The 25,098-nt window shown below is 61.7% G+C and carries 13 protein-coding genes; 4 read left to right on the top strand and 9 right to left on the bottom strand.

Annotated features, from left to right (window positions below):
- Positions 1-96 precede the first annotated feature (96 nt).
- The gene (purB, locus tag AW06_RS04340) at positions 97-1,464 is read left to right on the top strand and encodes an adenylosuccinate lyase (RefSeq protein ID WP_034946127.1); all 1,368 of its coding nucleotides are present in this window, start codon (positions 97-99) and stop codon (positions 1,462-1,464) included.
- Positions 1,464-1,793, top strand: coding sequence for a hypothetical protein (locus AW06_RS04345; RefSeq protein ID WP_034946130.1), 330 nt, complete (start codon positions 1,464-1,466; stop codon positions 1,791-1,793). Before purB ends, AW06_RS04345 begins: the two co-directional genes overlap by 1 nt.
- 95 nt (positions 1,794-1,888) lie before the next feature.
- Here the strand turns inward: AW06_RS04345 and AW06_RS04350 are convergent, their stop codons facing one another.
- Positions 1,889-3,370: a DUF3999 family protein gene (locus tag AW06_RS04350; RefSeq protein ID WP_171047259.1), complete on the bottom strand. Its 1,482-nt coding sequence runs from the start codon at positions 3,368-3,370 to the stop codon at positions 1,889-1,891.
- A 5-nt stretch (positions 3,371-3,375) separates the two neighbouring features.
- Positions 3,376-6,684, bottom strand: coding sequence for a DUF2339 domain-containing protein (locus AW06_RS04355; RefSeq protein ID WP_273704374.1), 3,309 nt, complete (start codon positions 6,682-6,684; stop codon positions 3,376-3,378).
- Between the two features lie 200 nt (positions 6,685-6,884).
- Between AW06_RS04355 and AW06_RS04360 the strand changes: the two genes are divergently transcribed.
- Entirely contained in the window at positions 6,885-8,045 is a 1,161-nt protein-coding gene (locus AW06_RS04360; protein WP_034946133.1) for an acyl-CoA dehydrogenase family protein, read from the top strand.
- 74 nt (positions 8,046-8,119) lie between these two features.
- Here the strand turns inward: AW06_RS04360 and AW06_RS04365 are convergent, their stop codons facing one another.
- The 7 genes from AW06_RS04365 to AW06_RS04395 form a co-directional block, all read right to left on the bottom strand.
- Positions 8,120-8,941 (bottom strand): DUF547 domain-containing protein, encoded by an 822-nt coding sequence (locus AW06_RS04365; RefSeq protein ID WP_034946136.1) that lies wholly within the window; start codon positions 8,939-8,941, stop codon positions 8,120-8,122.
- Positions 8,942-9,006: 65 nt separating this feature from the next.
- Positions 9,007-11,154: a bifunctional TVP38/TMEM64 family protein/FAD-dependent oxidoreductase gene (locus tag AW06_RS04370; RefSeq protein ID WP_034946139.1), complete on the bottom strand. Its 2,148-nt coding sequence runs from the start codon at positions 11,152-11,154 to the stop codon at positions 9,007-9,009.
- Between the two features lie 160 nt (positions 11,155-11,314).
- Positions 11,315-12,886, bottom strand: coding sequence for a methyl-accepting chemotaxis protein (locus tag AW06_RS04375; RefSeq protein ID WP_273704375.1), 1,572 nt, complete (start codon positions 12,884-12,886; stop codon positions 11,315-11,317).
- A 77-nt stretch (positions 12,887-12,963) separates the two neighbouring features.
- Entirely contained in the window at positions 12,964-17,217 is a 4,254-nt protein-coding gene (locus AW06_RS04380) for a PAS domain S-box protein (RefSeq protein ID WP_273704376.1), read from the bottom strand.
- Positions 17,218-17,225: 8 nt separating this feature from the next.
- Positions 17,226-18,431: a PAS domain S-box protein gene (locus AW06_RS04385; protein ID WP_034946142.1), complete on the bottom strand. Its 1,206-nt coding sequence runs from the start codon at positions 18,429-18,431 to the stop codon at positions 17,226-17,228.
- Complete coding sequence (locus AW06_RS04390; protein WP_034946145.1) at positions 18,428-20,392, bottom strand: PAS domain-containing protein; 1,965 nt, start codon at positions 20,390-20,392, stop codon at positions 18,428-18,430. Before AW06_RS04390 ends, AW06_RS04385 begins: the two co-directional genes overlap by 4 nt.
- Before the next feature lie 334 nt (positions 20,393-20,726).
- Positions 20,727-24,281 (bottom strand): indolepyruvate ferredoxin oxidoreductase family protein, encoded by a 3,555-nt coding sequence (locus tag AW06_RS04395; RefSeq protein WP_273704377.1) that lies wholly within the window; start codon positions 24,279-24,281, stop codon positions 20,727-20,729.
- 483 nt (positions 24,282-24,764) lie between these two features.
- On the opposite strand from AW06_RS04395, the gene AW06_RS04400 reads away from it, so the two are divergent.
- Positions 24,765-25,046 (top strand): hypothetical protein, encoded by a 282-nt coding sequence (locus AW06_RS04400; protein ID WP_034946151.1) that lies wholly within the window; start codon positions 24,765-24,767, stop codon positions 25,044-25,046.
- Positions 25,047-25,098: the final 52 nt, after the last annotated feature.

Here is a 25,098-nt window from a genome sequence, read left to right on the forward strand (position 1 = left end):
CAAGATTATAGCATCGTGCCTGTATCCCGTTTACGGCTAAATCTCACTGACAGGTAGAATAGCAGGCTATCTGTGTACGCCTTAAGGAGTGCCTGCATGCCGGTGTTTTCCCTGACTTCTCTTTCCCCGCTGGACGGTCGTTATGCGGGCAGGCTTGATGCCCTGCGACCGCAGTTTTCCGAATACGGACTGATTCGGCGCCGCTTGCAGGTTGAACTGGCATGGCTCAAGGCGTTGGCCGCCGAGCCGCATTTTGCCGAGATTCCTGCTTTCTCACAGGGAACACTCGTCGAGCTGGATTCGTTGTTGGCCGATTTCGGCCCGCAGCAGGCTGGCGAGGTCAAAGAGATCGAGGCGGTGACCAATCACGATGTCAAGGCACTGGAGTACTGGATCCGGAAACGTCTGGCGAACAACGCTGAAGTCATGCGCGTTGCAGAGTTCATTCACTTTGCGTGTACCTCCGAGGATATCAACAATCTTGCGCACGCCCTGATGCTGCAGTCGGCGCGCGACGAAACGCTCCTGCCGATGCTTGACAGGGCGGTTGCCCGTCTCAGGGAACTTGCCCATGAGTTGGCTGACTTGCCGATGATGTCGCGTACGCATGGCCAGCCGGCAACACCGACGACACTCGGCAAGGAAATGGCAAACACGGCCTATCGCCTTGGCCGTGCCCGCTCGGCGATCGCCAGGGTGCAACTACTCGGCAAGATCAATGGGGCGGTCGGCAACTACAATGCGCATCTTGCGGCTTACCCGGACTTTGACTGGGAGAACTTTGCCAGAACTTTCGTTGAATCACTGGGACTGGAATTCAACCCTTACACGATTCAGATCGAGCCACACGACGCACTGGCGGAGTTGTTCGACGCCTTTGCGCGTGCTAACCTGGTTCTCATCGACCTGAACCGGGATGTCTGGGGCTACATCTCGCTGGGTTTCTTCAAGCAAAAACTCAAGGATGGCGAGATCGGTTCTTCGACGATGCCGCACAAGGTGAACCCAATCGACTTCGAGAACTCCGAGGGCAATCTTGGTCTGGCCAATGCCGTCTTGCGCCATCTTGCCGAGAAATTGCCGGTCTCGCGCTGGCAACGCGACCTGACCGATTCGACAGTGCTGCGCAATATGGGGGTCGCACTCGGCTATACGCTGCTCGCCTACGACTCGCTGTTACGCGGTTTGAACAAACTCGAAGCCGATACGGCCTGTCTGCATGCCGACCTCGATGCCAACTGGGAACTGTTGGCCGAACCCGTGCAGACGGTGATGCGTCGATATGGGGTTGCCAACCCCTACGAGAAGCTCAAGGAGCTGACCCGCGGCAAGCGGGTTTCGCGCGAGGACATGCGGCGCTTTGTCGAGTCTCTGGAAATACCGGCGAAGGCAAGGGCCGACCTGCTCGAACTGACACCATGGAATTACCTCGGGATGGCAGCCGAACTGGCGCGGAGGATCTGATGTCGCCTGCAGAAGGCCCCAGGAGTTTGGCAGAGCAAGCGCCAGCCGAAGTCGGCGAAAGGATTCTCTGCCCCAGTTGCGAGCGCCTGGTGCCTGCCGGTTCATCCTATTGCCCGTATTGCTGTGGCGAAGATGGTCGGCGTGGCGCAATCAAGCGTGGTGTGTTCATCGGCGGGGTCTTCGGCTTGCTGGCAGGTGGCCTGGCTGCCGCCGTCTGGTCTTCGATCGTCGGCCCCGAACAGACTACCGGCGAGCTGGTTCTGGCGATCACCCTGGCCTGCGGGGTGATCAGCAGCGTGCTTGGTGCGATACACAACCGCAATGGGTGAGCGATGCCAGTTTGCTGGGGGCTATTCTGCGTCGCACCCGACGCCGCTTGCTGAAGCGAAATTCGCAGGCCTGTCGATGTTCATCGTTGATCTCCTCAACGTTTCGACGCACTATTGTTCATCTGTCTGACAAGCCGCCACGCCATTCCGCCCAACACGAGCACGCCGAGCAGCAGAACGCCCCACAGGACGTAAGTGCGATTGCGCGCCGAGCGGCCGGCTTGCGCCGCGGCGCTTTCAGCAGCCGTGCCGGTGTTGCCGCTTTTTAGTTCGCCGACCTGAGCAGATTCCAGCTGGCCGAGTTCGTTTGCAGTAAAACCGGGTGCGACCTGGCTGAGCGGCTGGCTGGTCGGGCGGGCATCGGGGTGGCCAAAGTGCAGGCGATAGGGGGGCGTGCCGCCAGCGAGAAAAACCAGCGTCGCCGGTTGCCAGGTCAGGCCCAGTTCGGGCTGCGCCGTGGCCGCGGCATTCAGCGGACGGATCACCCACTCCTGCTGGTGGCCAGGGCGGATCGTCAGCGGACCGGAACGTCGGGTCTCGCCGTTCTGGGTGATCTGGTAGAAGGTGGCGCGAGCGCTCGGCTGAAAGACCCATTCCGTCGCCTTGCCGACTTGCCGGCTTGGCCGTTCGACGTAGGCCCCGAGCGCCATTGGGTAGACGATGTTGGCCTCGCTCAGCTTGACGCTGATCTGTTCGACTGGCATGGCGATGCTGGCCTTGTAGAGCAGATCCCCGGCCTGCTGTCCGGACACGGGCTTGAGCCAGAGGGTTTCGCGAAAAGGTTCGCTGCGTTGTCGGGTGACGACTTCAGCCTGGATGTCGGCAAAGAGGACAGGCTCGCCACGACGCCAGGTCAGGCGAGCGTAGCGGAATATCTGTGTACTCAATTCGAGACGGTCATGGGCCAGCATCTGGGCGTTGTCGTTGCTCAGCCAGCCAAGTTCGGCAGCGCCGATGGCGGACCATTGCCTCAGGTCGTTGCTGGTTTCCAGCCAGATCTGGGCGTTGTAATTGGCCCGCCCCTTCGGCGCACCGAAACGCAACGCTTCGATGTGCGCCGTAGCGGTTTCGTTGTCCTTGTCCTTGTCGTTGCCCTTTTCGACTGGGCCGAAATCGAGAATCAGGCTGTCGAGGACGGTACCGCCACGGTCATTCGCCTTGCCGGCATGCGCCTGTACTGACAGGACGCTCCCGTCAGAACGCGTCTGGATGTCGATATCGATGGCGGAAGAGCCCCCGGCTGCCATGCGCGTCTTCGAGTGAACGGGAAAAATTCTCGCCGCCAGCCAGGTCCGCAGCTCCAGTCGCTGCTCCGGCGGACGATGCAGGGCATGGGGCTGAGCAGTGCCCTGGGCATCGAAGACTCGCAGATCATCCAGGCCAGCAGTCCGGGCATGCAGATAGACCGACTGCGGCAGGCGCAGTGCAACCACGCCTTGTTTGCCGTTGACCTGCAAGGGCAAGGCATGAGAATAGTCGGCCGGCGTATCGCTTCCTGGCGGCGATGCAGCGCAACTCGAGGCCATGCACAGCAGGAACAGAAAGGCAGACGCGGTTTTGGCGGGAGCTTGATGCATGGTCGTCATTCGGTAGCGGTGGATTTTGCAGAGGGGAATGGCGCCAGGTAGCCGATGGCCAGCATGAGGATGCCCACACCGAGGAAGGAGATGATACGTTCGATGCCGCCCACGTTGGAGAGATCGACCATGAACAGTTTGAAGACCACCAGGGCCAGCAAGGCGGCACCGGCCATCCACAGCGCGCGCTGCCGCTGCCGCGCGGCAACACGCATCAGCACCAGCGCGCTGGTGCTCCACACCAGAGCCAGCATGGCCTGCACAAACTGCGAGTGGAACAGCGGCTCGGCACGATAGGGAATGGCGAGGAAGTGGGCGGCCGTACGCAGCAGCATCAGGTTGAACCAGGCGTAGGCGGCGACCATGAGCAGTTGCGGAAGGCGGGTTGTCAGTCTGGCCAGCGCACCACCCTCGGGTTTCCCGCGCAGCCGCCAGGCGGAAATGGCCAGCAGGGCGGCAAAGCCGGTGGTCAGATCGAGCGGATTCAGGATCGGCAGATAAGGTAGCGGAGCCATCACGCCATCCTGCGTCAGATTCCACACCACGACCAGCGCCAGCGAGTACAGCGCGCCGAGCGGCAGCAGCACGTCACGGTACCACCCGGCAACCGGCCACGTCGGCCAGCGTTCGTTGCGTGCGCGCGGAATCAGCAGGGCGAGGCAGGCCATCGCCACCCACGCCGGCAGATAGCGCGACCAGCCGATGGCAGCGGACCACCCCACCCCGGCCAGCAGTACGCCCTGTTCTGCCGAATCGATACGCAAACCAATCAGCACCAGGTTCTGCACCAGTGGCCAAAGAATCAGCCAGGGGCCGACCGTACGCAGGGTATGCAATGAACGCAGCACCTTGGGATGCTGAGCCGGCAGCAACCAGGACGCACGTTCACCGTCGCGCAGCAGCCATTCGCTGGCCAGCCACAAGGCGATCAAGACAATCCACACCGGCAGCCCCGGGATGTATGGCGGCGAGCCATGGAGCTGCTGGAATACGCCCAGCAGGACAAGCAACAAGGCCGGCCAGACGGCGGTGGCCAGCCAACGCAGGTCGGGCCATTCCTGACGGCGCGAAAGCCAGATAAAACCCGGCGTTCCGAGCGCCACCAGAACGCCATAAAGCGGATGGACACGCGGGTAGCCGGTCTCGACGAACAGGTTGTAGCGGGCCAGGATCTGCTCACCCCAGGCGTTGAAGATGCCGAGCACGAAAATAAACCAACAGAACGCGCTCCACCCGAGCAGCAGGCGGGAAATCCGAAGATGACTCGGGAGCGGCTGGCGATGAAAGACCAGACCGGTGCATGCCGCGCCGACAGCGATCAGCAGCGCGCCGAGAAAGTCGGTCTCGAACAGCTTGTTGCCCATTGGGCGGGATTCCCAGATCCGACCCGAATCCATCAGGACCAGGAAAGCGGCACCGACCAAGGCGTGCGGAACCAGCGAGAAAATGCGCGAAACACCCCAATCAAGCCGTCTGGCGATGACGAGAAGGAGACCAGCAACGGCCAGTGCGCTCAATACCAGCAGGTTGGTCATCTGCTTTCCGCCATGCAGCCAGATCTCGTTCCACGTACCGACGAGAAGCCAGATCGCGGCAAAGCCGAGAAAGATGGTGGATAGCCATGTCAGAATGACCATCGGCAGAATGGCATTCTTGCCCGCCGCTCCTTCGGTTTCCTCGAACACGCGGCTAGTCTCCTTGCGGAAACTGATCGCCATCAGGAAGGCGGTGATCGCAAGCAGCAGGAAACCAAGCCAGAGATTGGATTGGGCAGCGATTTCAGGCGCTAGCCCGTGCACCGAGCCAATGAAGGAGACCCAGGCGCCCAGCTGCACCAGCACGCCGAAAACCCAGGCCAGGGTCTGCTTTTGCCGCAACCCGACCCAGACGATGCCGGCCCCCTCGAGCGCCCAGGCGGCAGCCGTCCAGCGGCCATCGAGCGCAAACGGAATGGCCAGCGTGCCGAAGACAATGCCGAGCGCCAGGAACGATTCGACGAGCAGCTTGAGCGAATCAGCCCGCCGTCGCCAGAGCAGGAACGTCAGGCCGATGTAGAACAGCCCGAGCGCCAGCGCCGAGAAAGCCATCCCGAAAGCCGTTTCATGTACCAAGCCGTATTGCAGGCCGAAGGCCAGCAGCGGCGTGCCGAAGACCAGCGTCCCGTCGACATAGTGCCTGAGCCGTGGCGCCTGCCGGGTGGCGTAGAGAATGGCAATGGCGACATAGAAAACGAAGAACAGGACGAGAAAGGCCTGCACCGACAGGTAGTTCTCCGGCTGGTAGCGCAGCACCCCCCAGGTGGTGCCAACCAGGAAGGTAAACACGAAACCGAGCAGGTTGAGCAGGCGCCACGAGCGCTTGAGCGCAATCGCCAGGATACCGGCGTTGAGCAGGGCGTAGTAGGAGAACAGGGCGACGTGGCTGCCGTGCCCGGTCGAGGTCAGGATCGGCGCGGCGAAACCGCCAACGATGCCGAACACCGCCAGCCAGACGGCATCCTGCAGGACAGCCAGGAGACAGGTGAAAAAGGTCAGTAGCAACAGCAGGCCGAACGCCAGCCCCCCCGGAATCAGGTCGTAAAGCCGGAAGGCGGCAAAGGTGACGAGTATCAGGATGCCCATCGCTCCGCCCTGTACCGGCAGGCTGATCGATGGCCGCGAATGGCGAATGCGCCAGCCCCAGAGAAGCAGGCCGATGTCGGCCAGAACGATGCCGGCCAGTCGGAATTCGATCGGCACCGATACGCGCGCCGCGGCATACTTGAGCAGGAAACTGACGCCAAAGAAGAGGATCAGCAGACCGATCTTGGCCACCAGATTGCCGCCGAACAACCATTCCCGGGCCTTGGCCAGCCAGCGTGGCGGTGCGGGCAAGTCGCGCGCTTCGTCCTTGCACTGGTGGGTGGGCTCTGGTTCGGCAGGTGTGGCCTGGATCAGCGGCTCGGACTCGATGGCCGGCTCCTTGCCCCAACCCGGAAGGGGGGCGGAACCCGGGTCGGAGGCCGGATCGAATTCCATCTGGACGGCTGCGACGGGAGACTCAGCGGGAGCCGATGCGATCTTTGCTGCGCGTACGGGTTCGGAGGGTGCCATCCCGGCTTCGACCAGCGGCGTTTCGGAAACCTCGGGCGTCGCGGTCACAGCAGGCGAAATCCTGGCCTCTGCGTGCCGGTAGAGCCATTGCAGTTGTGCCTGAAGTTCCTTGACCTGGCGCTCCAGGGTCGCCAATCGGCTGCGCATGCCCAGGAGCAGAAACAACATGACGATCGGGCCGACCACGAAGAAGAGCGCGGCCATGACGAGCAGAGATTCCACGGACAGTTTCCGGTAACAACCTGCCCCGGATTATCACATAAGAATTAGGCCGCCTCTTCTTGGGCAAGGGGAATCCTGACAATCGCCGGCTTGCAAATCTGCAGGGCATTGCTACTCTCCGTCACGGGGTTCGCCTGCCGTGTGAACCGGGCGATAGAACCTCGGGTAAATACACGCCACGAAGACAGGAAAGGACTGCAATGCTCAACGCCCCAGACGAACACCAGGAAATTCGCGACGCCGTGCGCGACCTCTGCCGCCAGTTTCCCGACGAGTATTTCCGCCGCATCGACGAACAGCGCACGTATCCCGAGGCCTTCGTCGATGCGCTGATCGGCGCCGGCTGGCTATCGGCGATGATTCCCGAGGAATACGGTGGCTCCGGTCTCGGGCTGACGGCGGCGAGCGTGATCATGGAGGAAATCAACCGCAGCGGTGGTAACGCTGGCGCCGTGCATGGGCAGATGTACAACATGGGCACACTGCTGCGTAACGGCAGCCGGGCGCAGAAGGAAAAATACCTGCCGGGAATCGCCGCCGGCAGGCTGCGCATCCAGTCGATGGCAGTCACCGAGCCGACTACCGGCACCGATACGACCAAGATCAGGACCAGCGCCGTGAAGAAGGACGGCCGCTACCGGGTGAACGGCCAGAAGGTCTGGATCTCGCGCGTGCAGCACTCGGACCTGATGATCCTGCTGGCTCGCACGACGCCACTCGCCGAGGTGCAGAGAAAGTCCGAAGGCCTATCGATCTTCATCGTCGATCTGCACGACGCCATCGGCAACGGCCTCCGCGTGCGGCCGATCGCCAATATGGTCAATCACGAGACCAACGAACTGTTCTTCGACGATCTGGAGGTTCCTGAAGAGCAACTGATCGGCGAGGAAGGGCAGGGTTTCCGCTATCTCCTGGACGGACTCAATGCCGAACGGGCGCTGATCGCCGCCGAGTGCATCGGCGATGGCTACTGGTTCATCGAACGCGCCACACGCTATGCGAAGGAGCGGATCGTTTTCGATCGGCCGATCGGCCAGAACCAGGGCGTGCAGTTCCCGATCGCCGACGCACTGATCGAGATCGAGGCGGCGAACCTGATGCGCTTCAGAGCCTGCGCGCTGTTCGACGCGCTGCAACCCTGCGGCGCCGAGGCGAACATGGCCAAGTACCTTGCCGCCAAGGCCTCGTGGGAGGCGGCCAACGTCTGCCTGCAGACGCATGGCGGCTTTGGCTTCGCCAACGAATACGATATCGAGCGGAAGTTCCGCGAGACACGTCTCTACCAGGTCGCGCCGATCTCGACCAACCTGATCTACGCCTACGTGGCCGAGCACCTGCTCGGCCTGCCACGCTCGTTCTGAACACTCGGTGAGTTCCGCAGGCTGACTTCTGCGGCGCTGACTGGCGCGGAGCTTCTGCCCTGAGTGTTGCCAATTCAACCGGACTGGCGCGCGTCGTTCAGGCGCCAGTCGTAATCGAGAAACTCGATCTCGTAGTCGCCACTTGTGACTCTTTTGATGTCAGTCGCCGAGTCGGCAAGTACATTCGCATGGCGTGCCAGAGCCGCCTTGAGCGAAGTCATTCCCTGATGGCCCTGGGCAAAGTCCTTGCCGTACCAGTCGAAGATCCTCGAGATCTTCATTTTCCCGCTGGCGGCCTCGAAGCGATTGCGGCTGCGGTCGGAGAGGAAGCGACGCATGCCTTCTTCGAGCTGGGCATCCAGCTTTTCGGCGACGAAGGCGCTGGGTTGCAGCATGGGGCAGCCGATTGATGCGCAGACGACGGCGAAGTGGATTCTGGGTTCATCGAATTTTCCCGTGGCGCGAATCATGCCGTGTTCGACATCATCGAGACTGCGTTCCTGGTTTAGCAGGGTGAAAAACTTTTTCTTCCATGGGCTGCGAAAGGTGCTGCCAAGGTCCTTGATCGATTTCAGGTCGGGATACTTCTGCAGCACCAGTTCGACCGTCCAGGCGTTGTAGGCATTGATCAGGAAGGCCAGTTGTTGCCCTTTGCCCCAGCTTTCGTAGTCGCGTGGCGAAACCTCTTCCAGAGTCGTCAGATAGCGCTTGAGCGCTGCCCGGTCGGACTGCATTCCGGCGTAACGCACGGCCGACGAGTAGCCTTCCTTGCTGACCACCACATGCCGCACCAGGAGTTCGTTCCAGGATCGGTGAGTGTGATCGAAGGCCCGCACCGGCCCGGAAATGAACAGGGTTAGCCAGGCGGCCAGCCAGAGAAATCGTTTGCTCATCATGGCGCAATTCTCCAGTCTTTGCGATAGGGTTCAGGCCCGTATCCTGGTCAGCGGGAGCGGCAGGCTCAGCCTCCCCGTCGCCAGGCATGAAAACGTTCGACCCAGCGTAGCAGCGTCGCTGGTGCGTGCGCCTTTTTCCAGACGCCGGCGACGTACTTGTTGGCTTCGGCGAGGGTCGGGTAGATGTGGATGGTGCCGAGAATCTGGTTGAGGCCGATACCCTGTTTCATCGCCAGCACGTACTCGGCGATGAGGTCGCCGGCATGCTCGCCGACGATCGTCACGCCGAGGATACGATCCTTGCCGGGGACGGTCAGCACCTTGATGAAGCCATGGGCTTCACCATCGGCGATGGCGCGGTCGAGGTCATCGATATCGTAACGTGCGACCTCGTAGGCGATCCCTCTGTCCTGGGCTTCCTGTTCGTTGATTCCGACGCGGGCGACTTCCGGCTCGACGAAAGTCGACCAGGGAATCACCGAATAGTCGGCGCGGAATTTCCTGAAAGGTGCAAACAGCGCATTGACCGCAGCGTACCATGCCTGGTGCGCGGCCGTGTGGGTAAACTGAAAGGGTCCGGCGACATCGCCTGCGGCGTAGATGTTCGGGTAGCGTGTTTGCAGGAACTCGTTGATCTCGACCGTCCGTCCGCTCGGGATGCCCAGTTCTTCGAGGCCATAGCCCGTCAGATTGGCGCTACGACCGAGCGCCACCAGCAGGACGTCGAAGGCTATGCGCAGCTCTTTTCCCTCGTGCTCGGCGATCAGGATCTTCTCCCCCTGCTCGATGACGAAAGCCTTTGCCTGATGGTTCAGCAGCACTTGTACACCCTCCGCGCGAAAACGTTCGGCAACCATTGCCGACACTTCCGGGTCTTCACGCGGCATGATGCGCGGACCCCGTTCCACTTGCGTGACGCGCGCGCCGAGGCGGGCGAAGGTCTGCGTCAGCTCCGAGCCGATTGGCCCGCCACCGAGCACGAGCAGGCGGCGTGGCAGCTGGCGCAGATTCCAGACGGTGTCCGAAGTCAGATAGCCCATCTCTTCGATTCCCGGCATGGGCGGCACAAAGGGATGCGCGCCTGCCGCGATGACGATGCTGCGCGTACGAAGCGTCTGCATCGTGCCATCGTGGCAGATGACCTCGACCTGCCACGGCGAGACGATGCGTGCCGAACCCTCGACCACCTCGACCCCCAGTTCGCGGTAGCGTTCGACCGAGTCGTGCGGCTCGACGGTCTTGATGATCTTCTGTACGCGCTCCATCACCTCGGCAAAGTCGAAGCTCGCCTGCGCCGAGGCAATGCCGAACTCGCGCGCGCGGGCGATGTGCGACAGCAGCTTGGCCGAGCGGATCAGTGCCTTCGACGGCACACAGCCGGTGTTCAGGCAGTCGCCTCCCATGCGGTGCTTCTCGATCAGGGTCACTTTGGCCTTCACGGCCGCCGCGATGTAGGCGGTGACCAGACCGGCACTGCCGGCGCCGATGACCACCAGGTTGCGGTCGAAGCGTGCAGGCTTCTGCCAGCCGGCGTAGACCCGGCGCGCTTTCACCCCCTCAACGACTTTTCGGGCGATGAGCGGAAAGATTCCGAGCAGTGCGAACGAGGCGAGCAGAGCGGGCGAGACGATGCCGGCGAGCGAATCGATGCGCGCCAGTTGCGTGCCCGCATTGACGTAGACGACGGTGCCGGCGAGCATGCCGATTTGGCTGACCCCATAAAAGGTGCGGGCTTTCATCGCGGTCAGAGCGAGCAGGAGATTGACCAGGAAAAAGGGGAACACCGGGATCAGGCGCAAGGTAAACAAGTAGAAAGCGCCATCACGCCGGATGCCTTCGTCCACCGCCTTGAGGCGTTCTCCGAAACGTTCGCCGACCCAGTCGCGGAGCAGGAAGCGCGCGGCGAGAAAGGCCAGTGTCGCGCCGATCGACGAAGCAAAGGAGACGATGACGGTACCCCAGAGGAGACCGAAGATGGCCCCGCCGGCGAGCGTCATCGGCAAGGCGCCGGGCAGCGACAGCGCGGTCACTGCCACATAGGCGACGAAGTACAGTCCGGCGACCTGCCACGGGTGTTGCCGGTGGTAGTCGTCGAGTGCCGCCTGTTGTGCCTTGAGTGCATCGAGGTTCAGGTACTGACCGAGGCCGAACTGAAAGTAGGCGACTATGGCCAGTGCGATGAGGGCAAAGATGACGATCTTTTTTTTGTTCATGGCGATTCCAGGGCGATGGTTGCATCCAGGGCGCAGGTGGCCGCACCGATTTCTTGGCCGCTTGCCGTCGGCAGTGATTCGTCGGTGTACTGCCGAATAACTTACAGGCTGTCGCCGGAGCCGCGAGATCGGCAAGCCTGGCGGGTGCGGTCAGTCGCGGTCAGACTAAACCTGACCTGGCAGCGCTTCTCGGGGTAGCTGGAAGGTCAGATGGGGACGACGCACGGGATCGGGCGGCACGGTCGATTTTGAAAAAGGCTATGAGTTCCTGGAGCTGGCTGGCTTGTCCGGCCAGCTCTTCCGCCGTGGCCGCAAGTTCTTCGGATGCCGAGGCGTTCTGTTGTGTCGCCTGATTCAATTGTCCCAGGGCGCCGTTGATCTGCATCACCCCGCCGGATTGTTCCGAGGATGCTGCGGCGATCTCCTGCACCAAGATCGAAGTCTGGCGAATACTGGGCACCATCTGCGTCAGCAGGTTTCCGGCGAGATCGGCCTGTTTGACCGAAGATTTGGCCAGGTTGCCGATTTCCTGTGCAGCGACTTGCGAACGTTCCGCCAGCCTACGTACTTCCACGGCGACGACGGCAAAGCCCTTGCCGTGCTCGCCGGCACGGGCTGCCTCGATCGCGGCATTGAGGGCCAGCAGATTCGTCTGGTAGGCAATATCGTCGATGATGCCGATCTTGCCGGCAATGCACTTCATGTCATCGACCGTACAGCCGACTGCCGTGGCCCCTTCCGCCGCCTCACTGGCCGCCTGGGCGGCAAGTTTGCCGGTGAGTTTGGCGTTTTCCTGGTTCTGTGCGATGGACACGGTCATCTCCTCCATGGAGGCCGTGGTCTCCTCGACCGACGCGGCTTGCTCGCTGGACGAATGCGAGAGGGAACTGGCTGTCGCGGAGACCTGTCCCGCCGCATTGCTCAGGCTGTCGGCTGCGGTGTGCACTTCGCCGATCACCTGTGTCAGCTTACCCTGCATGTCAGCCAGCGCCCGCAGCAGATCCCCGGTCTCGTCCTGTCCGCCGGCTTTGATGACCATATTCAGATCGCCGCCGGCAATCGTGGTCGCCGTTCGCACGGCTTCGACCAGAGGGGCGACCATCCTGCCGGCCAATACCCATGCTATTGATACGGCTATGACCAGGCCCAGTAGAAACAGGCCGACGTTGGTGGCAATCAGATTCGACACGCGCCTGTTCGCTGCAGAAACCATCTCGTCCCCTTCGCTCTTCTGCTGATCGAGAAACTTGATGAGTGCAGCATCGATTTCCAGGAAGTGCTTGTCTGCCGTCTGCATCATGCCGGTACCCATGGCGATGTCGGATTGCGCCATGTCGATGGCCTGCGCCATGCTCTTGCGGTAACGCGCCAAGGGCTCTTCAAGTGCGGCCAGCGCCTTCTTTTCGTCCTCTTCGAGATCGCTGCGTTCGCGGAATTTCTTGAGTAACTGTATCGCACCATCTGCGTGACCCATGATGACAGCGCTGTCTTTGGCAATGCGCGCCTCGTCGAAGTTGACCAACATGGTGAGCAGGCGATAGGCCTCGACGTTCGCTTCGAGCAACTGGCTGCGGCTGTCATTGACGGCGGAGAAATGCTGCATCCCTTTCGCTATGACGGCATCCAGGGTTTGCTGCATCGAGCGCAAGCCAAGGTGGCAGACGACACCCAGAAGCAGCATCATGGTCAGTGGCACGAGTGAGGTAGCGACGATTCTTGTCTTGATCTTCATGATTATCTCCGTTATCTCCGCGAGAGAAAGCAGCTGGCCGGGCTGGGGCAGCACCAACTGCCCGGTTAGTTCAGGGGCTATGGCCTCCTGAGCGCCTGGCGCAACCCATTGATCAACTGTTCGAGTTCGTCGGCCAAAGCCATCACCTGGCTGTACAGATTGGGACGATGCTCTCGTAGATTGGTCATCAGGCTGGACGCCTTTCCGCTCAGGTGAAGCGCTCCGATATTGCCTGCGGTTCCCTTGAGGGCATGAACGAGTTGCCCCAGTGCTTCTTGGTCGTCCGAGCAAGCCAGCATGCGCAGACCCTCCGAATCAGGGGCGTGGCTATCGACAAACATCGAGAGCAGTCGTGCGTAGAATTCGATACGGCCTAGCGTAATCGATAGTCCTTGCTCGATGTCAAGACCTGCAACCCTGGCCAGGCGGCTGTACAAGTCAGCCGTTTCGGCGCGCGTTTCTGATTTACCGGCGTTCGCTGTACGAACTGAAGCTGGCAACCATTTGAGCAACGTGGTGTAGAGCTGATCTGGATCGATCGGCTTCGCGATGAAGTCGTTCATGCCCGCGAAGAGGCAGGCTCGACGGTCTTCTTCGAAGACATTGGCGGTCATGGCCAGGATCGGGACCCTGTCGCGCCCTGGCCAGCTCCGGATGGCGCGGGTGGCCTCGATGCCGTCCAGTTCCGGCATCTGCATGTCCATCAGGATCAGGTCGTAGTCGTGGCCGCGTGCCTTGTCAATGGCAATGCGTCCATTCTCTGCGCTGTCCACCTCGAGATCCACGGCGCGCAAAAGCTCGATGGCCACTTCGCGGTTAACCGCGTTGTCCTCCGCCAGGAGAATGCGTGCCCCACGACGGGAGCGAAGATTCGCCCCCGCATTCCGGATCTGCGCTCCCCCTGCTACGGGCACGACGCCATACCCATGTTCCAGCCGGGCCGTGAACCAGAAGCGGCTGCCCTGACCGGGCGTGCTTTCGGCTCCGGCATCACCTCCCATCATCTGGGCCAGACGTTTGGTAATGGCCAATCCGAGGCCGGTTCCACCGTACTGGCGGGTCGTCGAAACATCCGCCTGGGTGAATGCTTGAAATAGCCCGGCGAGCTTGTCGGCCGGGATCCCGATCCCGGTATCTTCCACCTCGAACCGCAGCAGCAAGCCTTGCGCATCCTCGGTCACGCGTTGGGCGCGCAGAACGATCCGTCCGTGTTCGGTGAATTTCACGGCATTGCTTGCGAAATTGAGCAAACCCTGACGCAGCCGCATTGGGTCGCCATGTAGCCAGCGGGGCGTGTGGCAAGCATCGATGTCCACCACCAGGTTCTTGGTCTTTGCAGCTTCCGCGATCAACACCCGGGTGTTCTCGAGGATGTCGCTAAGCGCGAAATCCATGCTTTCAAGCTGCATGCGGCCGGCTTCGATCTTGGACAGATCAAGGATGTCGTTGAGGATCGAGAGCAGGTGATAGGCGGCGGTGTCGACCTTGTGCAGGCGTTCGCGTTGCTCATCGGTCACCTGGGATCGCTGTAGCAAGTGCGTCAGTCCGATGATGGCATTCATCGGCGTGCGGATTTCATGGCTCATGTTGGCGAGGAAAGCGCTCTTTGCCTGATTTGCCGCATCGGCACGCAGGCGCGCCTCGACGAGTTCTGTGGTGCGCGTCGCGACCAGCTCCTCAAGGTGGTTCCGGTAGGTATCGAGCTCGATTGAAACCTGCTTTCTTTCGGTGATGTCCTCCTTGATGGCGACGTAATGAGTGATGGTCCCGTCCGGCTGCCGGATCGGCGTGACGATCGCGAACTCTATGAATTCGCTGCCATCCTTATGCCGGTTGTAGAACTCGCCCTTCCAGGTATCACCCCGTTTCAGGGCACGCCATAACGCCGCGAAATTCCCGGGCGGTGTCTTGCCCGAGTTCAGGAGGCGAGGGTTCTGGCCGATGACCTCAGTCCGGTCGTAGCCGCTCACCTTGATGAACGCATCATTAACGTATTCGATTGCCCCGGTCAGGTCCGTGATCACAATGCTTTCCGGGCTTTGCTCTACCGCCAGCGAGAGTTTGCGCACCGTTTCGAGGGCGGCCTCGGCGCGCGACCGTTCGCTTTGTGCATCCTCCATCAGGCTGAGCGCAGCCATCTGCGCCAGTCGCTGCTCTTCCATTGATTTTCGCAGCGCCTGCTCGGCCATCTTGCGCGACGTGATGTCGCGTACTTGACCGATGACCGTACCGTCCGGAAGCCTCATTCCGTTGATTTCAACATCGACGAGCGACTGGTCCTTGCGTCGCAATTGCGTCTCGAAGAACTGTGTCTGACCCTCGAGATTCAGACGGAAGCGCTCAAGCACTTCTCGATGGAGTTCGTCCGGGATGGTGTCGTCGATACATAGCTCGGCAAACTCGTCGCCGGAGTAACCGAGCAGCACTGCGGCCTGCCGGTTGTGGTAGAGAAATCGTCGATCGGCCGCGACGATGAACACGGCATCCGGGGAGAAATCGAGGATGTTGCGAAGTTTCTCTTCGCTGGCACGCACCGTTTCAGCCGCGGCCTTGCGAACCGTGATGTCTTCGGAAAAGATGACGATTCCACCGACAGAGCCGTCCGCGGTAGGCCACGGACGAACCTCCCAGCGTAACCATTGAACACGGCCATCGGCACGTTCAAAACGGTCCTCGTCGGCCGCCAGGGTTTCGCCAGCCATGCCGCGTTGATGGACCTTGCGCCAGGCCGCCGGGATCTCCGGAAAGATGTCGTAGTGCGAATGACCAAGCATCTCGCGCTCGCCCAGGGCATAGTCCTCTCGCCAGCGCCGACTCACGGCGAGGTAATGCATCTCGCGGTCGAACATGGCGAGCGCGGCGGGGGCATGGTCGATCAGCAATTGCAGGCGATTCTGGCTTTCCTGCAACGCCGCGGCCAAAGACTCTGCGCGCCGCAGGGCGGCGTTGGTGTCCTCGATCTGGTTGAGTGTGGCCAGCCGTGCCTTGCCCTGTTCGGCGAGTGTCGCCTCAAGCGCCTGCATGGCCTGCTTTTGTACGCTGATGTCGATGAACACGGCCAGCGAACCTTCAGGTTGGGGGAGCGAAGAGATCAGCATGTCGCGCGCCAGGCCATCCTTGCAGACCACCCGGTATGCACGCGGGGGAATGTCCTCGCCGCTGGCGGCTCGTTGCCAGGTCGACCGGGCTCGCTTCCGGAGCACCGGATCAGGATAGGCGCGTTCGAACCAGGTGTCGACCGTCGGCAGGTCTTCCGGCGTATAGCCGAACACGGCCTGGAATCTGGCGTTGAGGGTCAGGATCCGTCCGTCTTCGGTGACCAGGGCGAGCGGCAACGGGGCAAGATCGAACAGCCGGCGGAAGCGCTCCTCGCTGGCGTTTCGATCCGCATTCAAGGCGTTCATTTGCGACTGTGTGGCTGCAATCTCGGTGATTTCCAGTGGCGGTCCTGCACTGCCCGGCGGCATGGCCAGCGCCTTCACCTCCCGGCCGATCCGGAGGCTGGTGAGGGTGCCGCCGAGGATGGCGAACAGCGTGGCGAGCAGGATCGCCGCGGCGAGGATGCCACCGGATTTCATTTGTTCGGCTTGGTGGTTGCTGCGCGGAATTTCGACGACCACCGACCAGGCTGACTTTGCAAGGGCGACAACGAAGCGGTGATCCTCCGCCACGTCCCGCGCGGCGTCGAAGCCGGCCGGCGCCCTGCGCGCGAGATGGGCGCCGGTGCCATCGACCAGCGTCAGCGACCAGCCGTCCGGCAGCGCGACCTTGTCGAGGCGCTGTTGTAGTTGCGCCGTCTCGATCGTGGTAATCATCAGGTGGGCCACCTTGCCGTCTTGCACGCGGGGCACGACGATGGCGACCAGCGGCACCTGGGCGACTGGCCCGAAAAAAAGGTCGCCCACCTGCGGCTGGCCGGTTTCGAGCGCCAGCAGCGTGGCGCTGCGGCCCTTCGGTCTGGGCAGCATGGGCAACGGTGTGCCAAAGGGCGTGCGGGTGTTGAAGCGCATCTGCTGCGTGCTGGCAGCAAAGATGACGTGGGTGCCGAAACTTTTCTGGAAACCCAGCGCTTCGGCATACAGGTCCGGCCAGCGCCGCGGATCGTCGGCCAGCGGCGAGTCGGCCAGCATGCGCAGCGCGCCGATGCGCGTGTTCAGAAAATTGTCGTGAGCGATCGCCTGGTTTTGCGCAAGGTTGGCCCCTTCACGCAGGTGCCTGGCCTCCAGCTCCTGCAGGTTGTCCCAGGCCAGCCAGATGGCAAGCAGCAGCAGGGGGGCGATGCACAGCCAGATCAGCCGCGCGAGGAAGGAAGAGAGTGGACGCGCCTTCATGGTTCGCCTCAGGGCGGCAAGGTATCCGCGAAGGACAGGTCATAGGGTGGCTCGCGGCCAAGCTCGCGCGCCATCTCATTCACTTGCCGTTTCAGCACGATCATCTGAAGTTCGCGGTCGATCGAGGCGCGGTCGAAGCGGTCAAGTTCGGCATTGCGCTCCCGCAGTCGAGTCTCGGCCGCCTTGCGCTGCGAAATATCTACGGCCGCCAGCATCATCTCATCGCCCAGCCGCAGGCGGGACAACAGTACCGTCTTGCGGCTGCCATCGCGGCACAGGACCGACTGTTCGACCAGTTCCGCCGGTTGCTCCGCCGGCCACTTGCTGCTCCAGTCCCGCTCGGCCGCCGTGCGCTGCCCGGCATCCGGCAGCACCCGCGTGCGCCAATCGGCAACCGTCGGGATCTCCTCGATCCGGTAACCGAACAGGTCGATGAAGGCTTCGTTCATCAGGAGGAGGTTGCCGTCGCGGTCGCTCGTGGCCAGGGCGACAGGGGCCTGCTCGAACAATTGCCGGAAGCGCTGCTCGGCCAGCTTGCGGTCGGAGATGTTTTCGATCACCGCGATGAAGTAGTCCGGCGCACCGCTGGCCTTCCTGGCGAGGGAGACGGTCAGGTTGACCCAGACGATGCTGCCGTCCTTGCGGAAGTAGCGCTTCTCCATCGTGAAGGTGTCGATCTCTCCCGCCAGCACACGGCGTACATAAGCGAGGTCGGCGTCGAGGTCGTCCGGATGGGTGATGTCGTGGAAGGTTCTGGCCATCAGCTCTTCAGGCGCGTAGCCGACGATGGTGCTCAGTCGATGGTTGACGCGCAGGAAGCGGCCGTCGAGCGCCACCAGAGCGATGCCGACCGCCGCCTGTTCGAGGGTTGCCTCGAAGCGGCCTTCGGAGGAACTCAGCGCGCGCCGCAGCTTTTCGTGGAACCACGAGAACAGGCAGCCCATGCCGATAAACACCACGATTGGAAAGGCCGCAGAACTCTGCAAGGTGAAAGAAAGCGGTGGCGGGATGAAGACGTACCAGACCAGCAGCGCGCTGATCAGTGTGCTGCCGATGCCGCCCGCCAGGCCGCCGAGCCAGGCGCTGAAGAAGGCTACCGGGAAAAACAGGAACCAGACGTAAGGTTTGATCCAGTTCTCCCACAGCAGCCATTGCAGGCTGCCGGCGGCGATGGGCAACAGCAGAGCCAGGACAAGGCGCAGGCGTGGGATCATTGGGCCGATTTTCCGTCAGTTTGCTTCATGAACGCCAGCGGATAAGGGGGTTCGCGGCCGAGTTCCTGGGACAGCGCGTTGATCACCTTCTTCATCTCGATGACATCCATCTCGCGGCCAATCATGGCGCGGTTGAAGCGCTCGAGCTCCCGGTTTCGCGCGATCAATGACTGCTCGGCAGCCTTTCGCTCGGTCATGTCCCGGGCAATTCCGAGAACACCGATGAGCGTTCCCTGGCTATCACGATAAGGTGTCTTGACGGTGAGCAGGTGTTCCCGGTGTCCATCGCTGGCAAAAACGATCTCTTCCTCGTTTTCTACGGAGGTGTTCGCCGCGAGGGCCGCCCGATCTTTCTCGCGGAAGAATTCGGCCAATGCACTCGGCACGAAATCGAAATCGGTCTTGCCGACGATATCAGCCTCCGTGGCACCGAAGAACGCCTCAAAGCGTGAGTTGCAGGCCAGGTAGCGTCCCTCCAGATCCTTCAGCCAGATCAGATCGGGAATCGTGTTAATCACCACACGCAGCATATCCTTTGTGTTTCGGAGTTCCTGTTCGGCCATCTTTCGCGAGGTGATGTCCCGGTCGAGACCGCGATAACCGAGCAGGGTGCCATCGGAGGCGAGGATCGGCATGCCGTTGCTCCACACATGGCGCAGGCGGCCATCCTTGTGTACGCTGATGTGGTCGAGGTCGCGGAAGGGTTCCTTGCGCGCGGCGATGGCAGCAAATATCGCGCCGACCCGCGCCGCCTCGTCAGCTGGCATCAAGTCAAACGGGGTTCTGCCCAGAATTTCCGTGGACAGGTAGCCGAGCAGGCTTTCGACGCTATCGGACACATAAACGTAACGACCTTGGGCATCCACTTCCCAGACCCAGTCGGCGGAAGCCTCGACAATGTCATGGAAGCGCTTCTCGCTTTCTAGCAGAGACAGTTCGGCCAGCTTGCGATCGGTGATCTCCTCGGAAAAGATGACAATGCCACCGATGTTGCCGTCAAACTGAAACCATGGCCGCTGCGACCAGCGAAGCCACTGCACGCGACCATTGGCGCGGACGAAGCGGATGTCTTGAGGCAGGAAGACTTCTCCCGCCAGACCGCGCCGATGAATGTCCCTCTGGTCCTCCGCGATTTCGGGAAAAAGGTCGTAATGGGATCGGCCGACAATATTGCACTCGGTCACTCCAAAATCCATCAGCCAGCGCTTGCTTGCGATCAGGTAGCACATGTCGCGGTCGAACATGGCCACGGCCGCGGGAGAATGATCGACCAGGAGGCGCAACCGCTCGCCGGTATCATACAGGGAAATTTCCGCCCGTTTGCGCTCGGTAATGTCGCGCGAGATGCCAAAAATGCCCACAACCCTTCCGTCTGGAGTGCGCAATGGGCCCTTGGTGGCCAGGAAGATGCGCGGCCCCTGCGCGGTGTCGAGCGCTTCCTCGTTGGTCTCGGTACGCCCGCTGGCAATGACCCGGCGCCCGATGTCCATCAGCATCTTCGCCTGCTCGGCCGGAAAGAGGGCCAGATCGTCCCGGCCCAATATATCCGCTGCAGATTTGCCGACAAAGCCGCTGGCCGCCCGATTGAAAAGGATGTAGCGACCGTCCAGGTCCTTGGCGAAGATGGCATCCTCCGAGTGGTCGGAAATGGCCGCGAGAAGATCGAGAGACCGCTGCTTCTCCATCAGCAGACCCGTCTGGAGTCGGTGCGCTTCCTGAAGCTGGCGGACAAGACGTCCCACCAGAACATAGAGCAGCAACCCGGTAATCGCGACAAACAGCCAGCCCTTGATGATGCTGACTTGCGTCATCGTCACTGGGTCCTTGAAGACCAGACTTACCGCCTGATCGGAAAGCAGGATCCACAGCGCGGAAAAAACTGCATAAATCAGGGTAACGCGCAGCGCACCCTGTCGATTGGTCAAGTCGCCATTCTCTGCAGGCACTGCAGGCGGTTGCATATCAGATCCTCAAGGTGCCGTGGGGGTTCCGGTCGTTTGGGCGCGCGAATCAAAGTGTTGAGATGGACTAATATACTCCCCTCCCCCCTTGCGGGGGAGGGGTTGGGGGAGAGGGGGCATCCATGCTCGCAGAGGCCAGCAAAGCTGATTGACGGCCCTGACGATGCGCTTTCGCAAGGATTTGACGAATTCGTGTGCAACGATGGTTTCCTCTCCTCCGACCCCTTCCACGGCCCGCGCTGCATCGCGGGCCGGCTGCGGCGGCGCGGAGCAGTGCTCCGCGAAACCCCGCCTTCGCCATCGCGGGGGGGGCCGGGAAAAGAAGTCATGACGGTCAGGAGGCGTTTGCCAGGGCTTCCAATTGCGCACGCAGCATTGCCCGTCTGGCGCGCGCCGGCAGCACCGACGCCGCCTTGACATGACCATAGCCGCGAATCTGCTCGGGTACTTTCGCCAGTTCGATGGCAATTGCCTGGGTTTTCTCCTCGAGCCGCGTCAGCATCAGTTCGACGTCGGCTTCGTAATCGGCGAGCAGTTGCCGTTCCATCCGGCGTTCCTGGGTTTTCCCGAAGGGATCGAAGATCGTTCCGCGCAGGAACCTGAGTCTGCTCAGCCCCTTGAAGATAGACATCATCCATGGCCCGTAACTGCTTTTCCGGACTCGGCCAGTCGCTGGATCGAGTCTGGCGAGCAACGGTGGCGCGAGGTGGAAACGCAGGCGGTAGTCTCCCTCGAATTCTTCGGACAACTGCTGGAGGAATGCCGGGTCGGAATGCAGCCGTGCCACCTCGTACTCGTCCTTGACGGCCAGGAGTCTGAAATAGCTGCGAGCCACGGCTTCGCTCAGCGCGGTCGACTGCAATGGAGATTCAGCGGCGCTTACGCGCTCGACCAGCGCACGGTAACGTTCGGCGTAGCGCGCATTCTGATAGGCGGTCAAGGTCTCGACACGCTGGCGGATCAGCTCGTCGAGGTTCCGCGAAAGTCGCTGTGGTGCCGGCATGCCGGTGGGGTTGAGCAGATTCTGCAGGGCTTCAGGGTCGTGCGCTGCGCGCCGGCCCCAGAGAAAAGCCTGGCGATTCTGCTCGACCGCGGTCGCATTGAGTTCGATGGCCTGGTCGATGGCTGCCAGCGACAGCGGTACTAGCCCGCGCTGCCAGGCAACGCCGAGCAACAGCAGATTGCCGTAAAGGGCATCCCCCATCAGGCGGCGCGACATGGCCGCAGTGTCCAGAAAAAGGGCGTTGCCTTCTCCACACGCTTCACTGATCTGTTCCTGCAGGTGTTCCTGCGGGAATTGCCAGTCCGGGTTGCGCGTGAACTCGGCAGTGGGCGTTTCGGCGACGTTGACCACCGCGCGGGTCTTTCCGGCAAGCACTTTTGACAGGGCCTCGGCGCCGGCGCTGACCACCAGGTCGCCACCGATTACGGCATGCGCTTCGCCGGTGGCGATGCGTGCAGCGTGAATGTCCTCGGGCCGGTCAGCGATTCTGAGGTGAGAAAAAACGGTGCCGAATTTTTGTGCCAGGCCGGTCATGTCGAGTACCGAGACGCCCTTGCCGTCGAGATGCGCGGCCATTCCCAGCAGGGCGCCGAGGGTGACGACGCCGGTGCCGCCAACGCCGGTGATCAGGATGTTGTAGGGGTGCCTGGTGTCAGGCAGTAGAGGTTCCGGCAGCACCGCTTCCGCAGCAGCAATGGCTCGGCCGCGGCGCAGTCTGCCGCCTTCGACGCTGACGAAGCTGGGACAAAAGCCCTGGATGCACGAGAAATCCTTGTTGCACGCAGACTGGTCGATCGCCCGCTTGCGGCCGAACTCGGTTTCGACCGGAATCACCGCCAGGCAGTTGGATTGCACGCCACAGTCTCCGCACCCTTCACAGACCGCCGTGTTGATGAATACCCGCCGGGCCGGATCGGCGAGCTTGCCACGCTTGCGCCGACGGCGTTTCTCGGTGGCGCAGGTCTGGTCATAGATCAGGACCGACACACCGGGGTGATTGCGCAGTTCGCGCTGTACGGCATCGAGTTGATCGCGATGATGGATCGGCGTATTCGGGGCGAGATCAGGCACCTTGCGATATTTTTCCGGCTCGTCGGTGACAATGACGATCCGCTGGATGCCTTCCGCCGCCAGTTGTCGACTCAGTTGTGCGACACTTAACGGGCCATCGACCGGTTGCCCGCCGGTCATCGCCACGGCGTCGTTGTAGAGAATCTTGTAGGTGATGGCGACGCCGGCGGCGACCGCCTGGCGAATCGCCAACAGACCGGAGTGGAAGTAGGTGCCATCGCCGAGGTTGGCGAAAATGTGCTTCTCGCTGCTGAACGGCGCCTGCCCGACCCAGGTCACGCCTTCTCCGCCCATGTGCGTGAAGGTCGCGGTATTGCGGTCCATCCAGGTCACCATGTAGTGGCAGCCGATGCCGGCGACGGCGCGAGAACCTTCGGGTACGCGCGTCGAGGTGTTGTGCGGGCAACCGGAGCAGAAGTACGGCGTGCGCTGGATTGCCGCCATGCCGGTCGCCGGCAGCAGCCCCTGTGCGAGGCTTCTCTGTTTGGCCTCGAGCAGCGCCAGGCGAGCCTCGATTGCCGAAGAAGTGAAAAAGCGCCCGATGCGCGCCGCCAGTGCCCGCGCCACCTGTGCCACCGACAACTCGCCGGCCGCCGGCAGCAGCCAGTCACCATGCGTCAGATGCCCACTGCCGGTGGGCAGCAACGCCCATTCGCCTTTCTCGTCGAATTTCCCGACGACACGTGGCCGGACATCCTCGCGCCAGTTGTAGAGTTCCTCCTTGAGCTGGTATTCGAGCAGTTGCCGTTTTTCCTCGACAACCAAGATTTCTTCGAGTCCCTCGGCGAAACGGCGCACACCATCGGCTTCGAGTGGCCAGACCATGCCGACCTTGTACAGGCGAATGCCGATCTGCGCGGCCAGTTCGTCGTCGATACCCAGTTCGTCGAGCGCCTGGCGGACATCGAGGTAGGCCTTGCCGGCTGTGATGATTCCCAGGCGGGCTGGCGAAGCCGGGTCGGCACTATCGATCACCACCCGGTTGAGCTGGTTGGCTCGGCAATAGGCCAGCGCCGCGTACAGCTTGTGGTTGAGCAGGCGTGCTTCCTGCTGCAGTGGCGGGTCGGGCCAGCGGATGTTGAGCGCGTGCGGATCGTTCTTTGGCATCTCGAAATCGTCGGGCAGTCGAATTTGTATCGACAGCGGGTCAATCGAGACCGAGGCGGAGGTCTCCACGGTGTCGGCCAACGCCTTCATCACCACCCAGCAGCCCGAGTAGCGGCTCATGGCCCAGCCGTGCAGACCGTAATCAAGGTATTCCTGGACATTTGCCGGATAGAGCACCGGCATCATCACCGCCTTGAAGACATGCTCGGTCTGGTGCGGCAGTGTCGAAGACTTGGCGGCGTGATCGTCGCCGGCGATTACCAGGACACCGCCATGCTTTGCCGAACCGGCTGCATTGGCGTGCCGGAAAACGTCGCCGCAGCGGTCGACACCCGGACCCTTGCCGTACCACATGGCGAAGACACCCTCGTATTTGGCACCGGGAAAAAGATTGAGCTGCTGGGTTCCCCAGACTGCGGTGGCTGCGAGGTCCTCGTTGACCCCCGGCTGGAACACGATGCGCCGGGCGTCGAGATGCGGACGAGCTTTCCACAGCGCCTGATCGAGTCCTCCCAGTGGGCTGCCACGGTAGCCCGAGACAAAGCCTGCGGTATTCAGCCCGGCCGCCTCGTCACGCATGCGTTGCAGCATCGGCAGGCGAACGAGGGCTTGCGTGCCGCTCAGAAAGACGCGTCCCGAGTTGGCCGTATAGCGGCTGTCAAGTGTGGTCGAGAGATCGCCCATGGGATTCTCCTGTGGTGGTGGCATGTTGTCTGACCGAAACGCCTGGGGTCGTCCGGCCTACGATTCGTATTCGTTTGCGCTTTCGATGTCGCAACCGGCCGACTACCGGCAAGCCAGCAATCCCTCTGACTGCTCGCAGGCACGGGCCGGAATCCGCTTAAAGCAGCCAGAGATCAGTCCTTCGACATTCACCAGAGGGAATGTCTCGCACGGTCGCTGCCGGATTGTTGAAAGATGTTTTCAGCAGCGCTGACGATGGCAATCAAATGTAGTACAAACAGACCGCAGGAAGGGCTGAATTCTTTCAGCAACGCTCCCTGGTACCCATGGCAGTCCTGGGCAGGTGGATGGTTGATCTGCTCGAAAACAGTACAAACCCCAGGCCGCTTATGGAAAGCAGCCGCCCGGTGGACCAGAGTCAGTGCCCGCTAAAGGTTCTTTCGAAAAATTTTCCCAACGCAGTAATTTATATAGCAAAATTCTGCTACTGAACGTCCACTCAACGCCATGCACCTTCGCAAACACGACCTTCTGGAGATGGACGCCGAGTGGCTGAAGAAGCTGCTGGCGGAGCGATTGCTGGAAGTGTCTATCCGCCTCTTGGACGATGTCAAGGAATTGCAGGATCGGCAGATTCAGAACCTGGCCAACACCTCGAACCTCCCGGCCAGTCAGGCGTCGTGGAAGAAAGCTGGCGCCGACGAGGAAGAAAACGAATTCGACGAGCCACACCTGCCATTCATCAACAATGCCACCGAACAGGCGCTGCGGCACTGGGTGATTGCGTGATAGCTCAGCCACGGCACCCGCTCGTAAGCAGTATCCCGAGCCTTTGCTCCCT

The sequence above is a fragment of the Candidatus Accumulibacter cognatus genome (assembly GCF_000584975.1).
GTDB classification, from domain to species: Bacteria; Pseudomonadota; Gammaproteobacteria; order Burkholderiales; family Rhodocyclaceae; genus Accumulibacter; species Accumulibacter cognatus.

Coding starts and splice junctions, on each gene's coding strand:
- purB (WP_034946127.1), top strand. CDS start 97: ATGCCGGTGTTTTCCCTGACTTCTCTTTCCCCGCTGGACGGTCGTTAT.
- AW06_RS04345 (WP_034946130.1), top strand. CDS start 1,464: ATGTCGCCTGCAGAAGGCCCCAGGAGTTTGGCAGAGCAAGCGCCAGCC.
- AW06_RS04350 (WP_171047259.1), bottom strand. CDS start 3,370: ATGCATCAAGCTCCCGCCAAAACCGCGTCTGCCTTTCTGTTCCTGCTG.
- AW06_RS04360 (WP_034946133.1), top strand. CDS start 6,885: ATGCTCAACGCCCCAGACGAACACCAGGAAATTCGCGACGCCGTGCGC.
- AW06_RS04365 (WP_034946136.1), bottom strand. CDS start 8,941: ATGATGAGCAAACGATTTCTCTGGCTGGCCGCCTGGCTAACCCTGTTC.
- AW06_RS04370 (WP_034946139.1), bottom strand. CDS start 11,154: ATGAACAAAAAAAAGATCGTCATCTTTGCCCTCATCGCACTGGCCATA.
- AW06_RS04375 (WP_273704375.1), bottom strand. CDS start 12,886: ATGAAGATCAAGACAAGAATCGTCGCTACCTCACTCGTGCCACTGACC.
- AW06_RS04380 (WP_273704376.1), bottom strand. CDS start 17,217: ATGAAGGCGCGTCCACTCTCTTCCTTCCTCGCGCGGCTGATCTGGCTG.
- AW06_RS04385 (WP_034946142.1), bottom strand. CDS start 18,431: ATGATCCCACGCCTGCGCCTTGTCCTGGCTCTGCTGTTGCCCATCGCC.
- AW06_RS04390 (WP_034946145.1), bottom strand. CDS start 20,392: ATGCAACCGCCTGCAGTGCCTGCAGAGAATGGCGACTTGACCAATCGA.
- AW06_RS04395 (WP_273704377.1), bottom strand. CDS start 24,281: ATGCCACCACCACAGGAGAATCCCATGGGCGATCTCTCGACCACACTT.
- AW06_RS04400 (WP_034946151.1), top strand. CDS start 24,765: ATGCACCTTCGCAAACACGACCTTCTGGAGATGGACGCCGAGTGGCTG.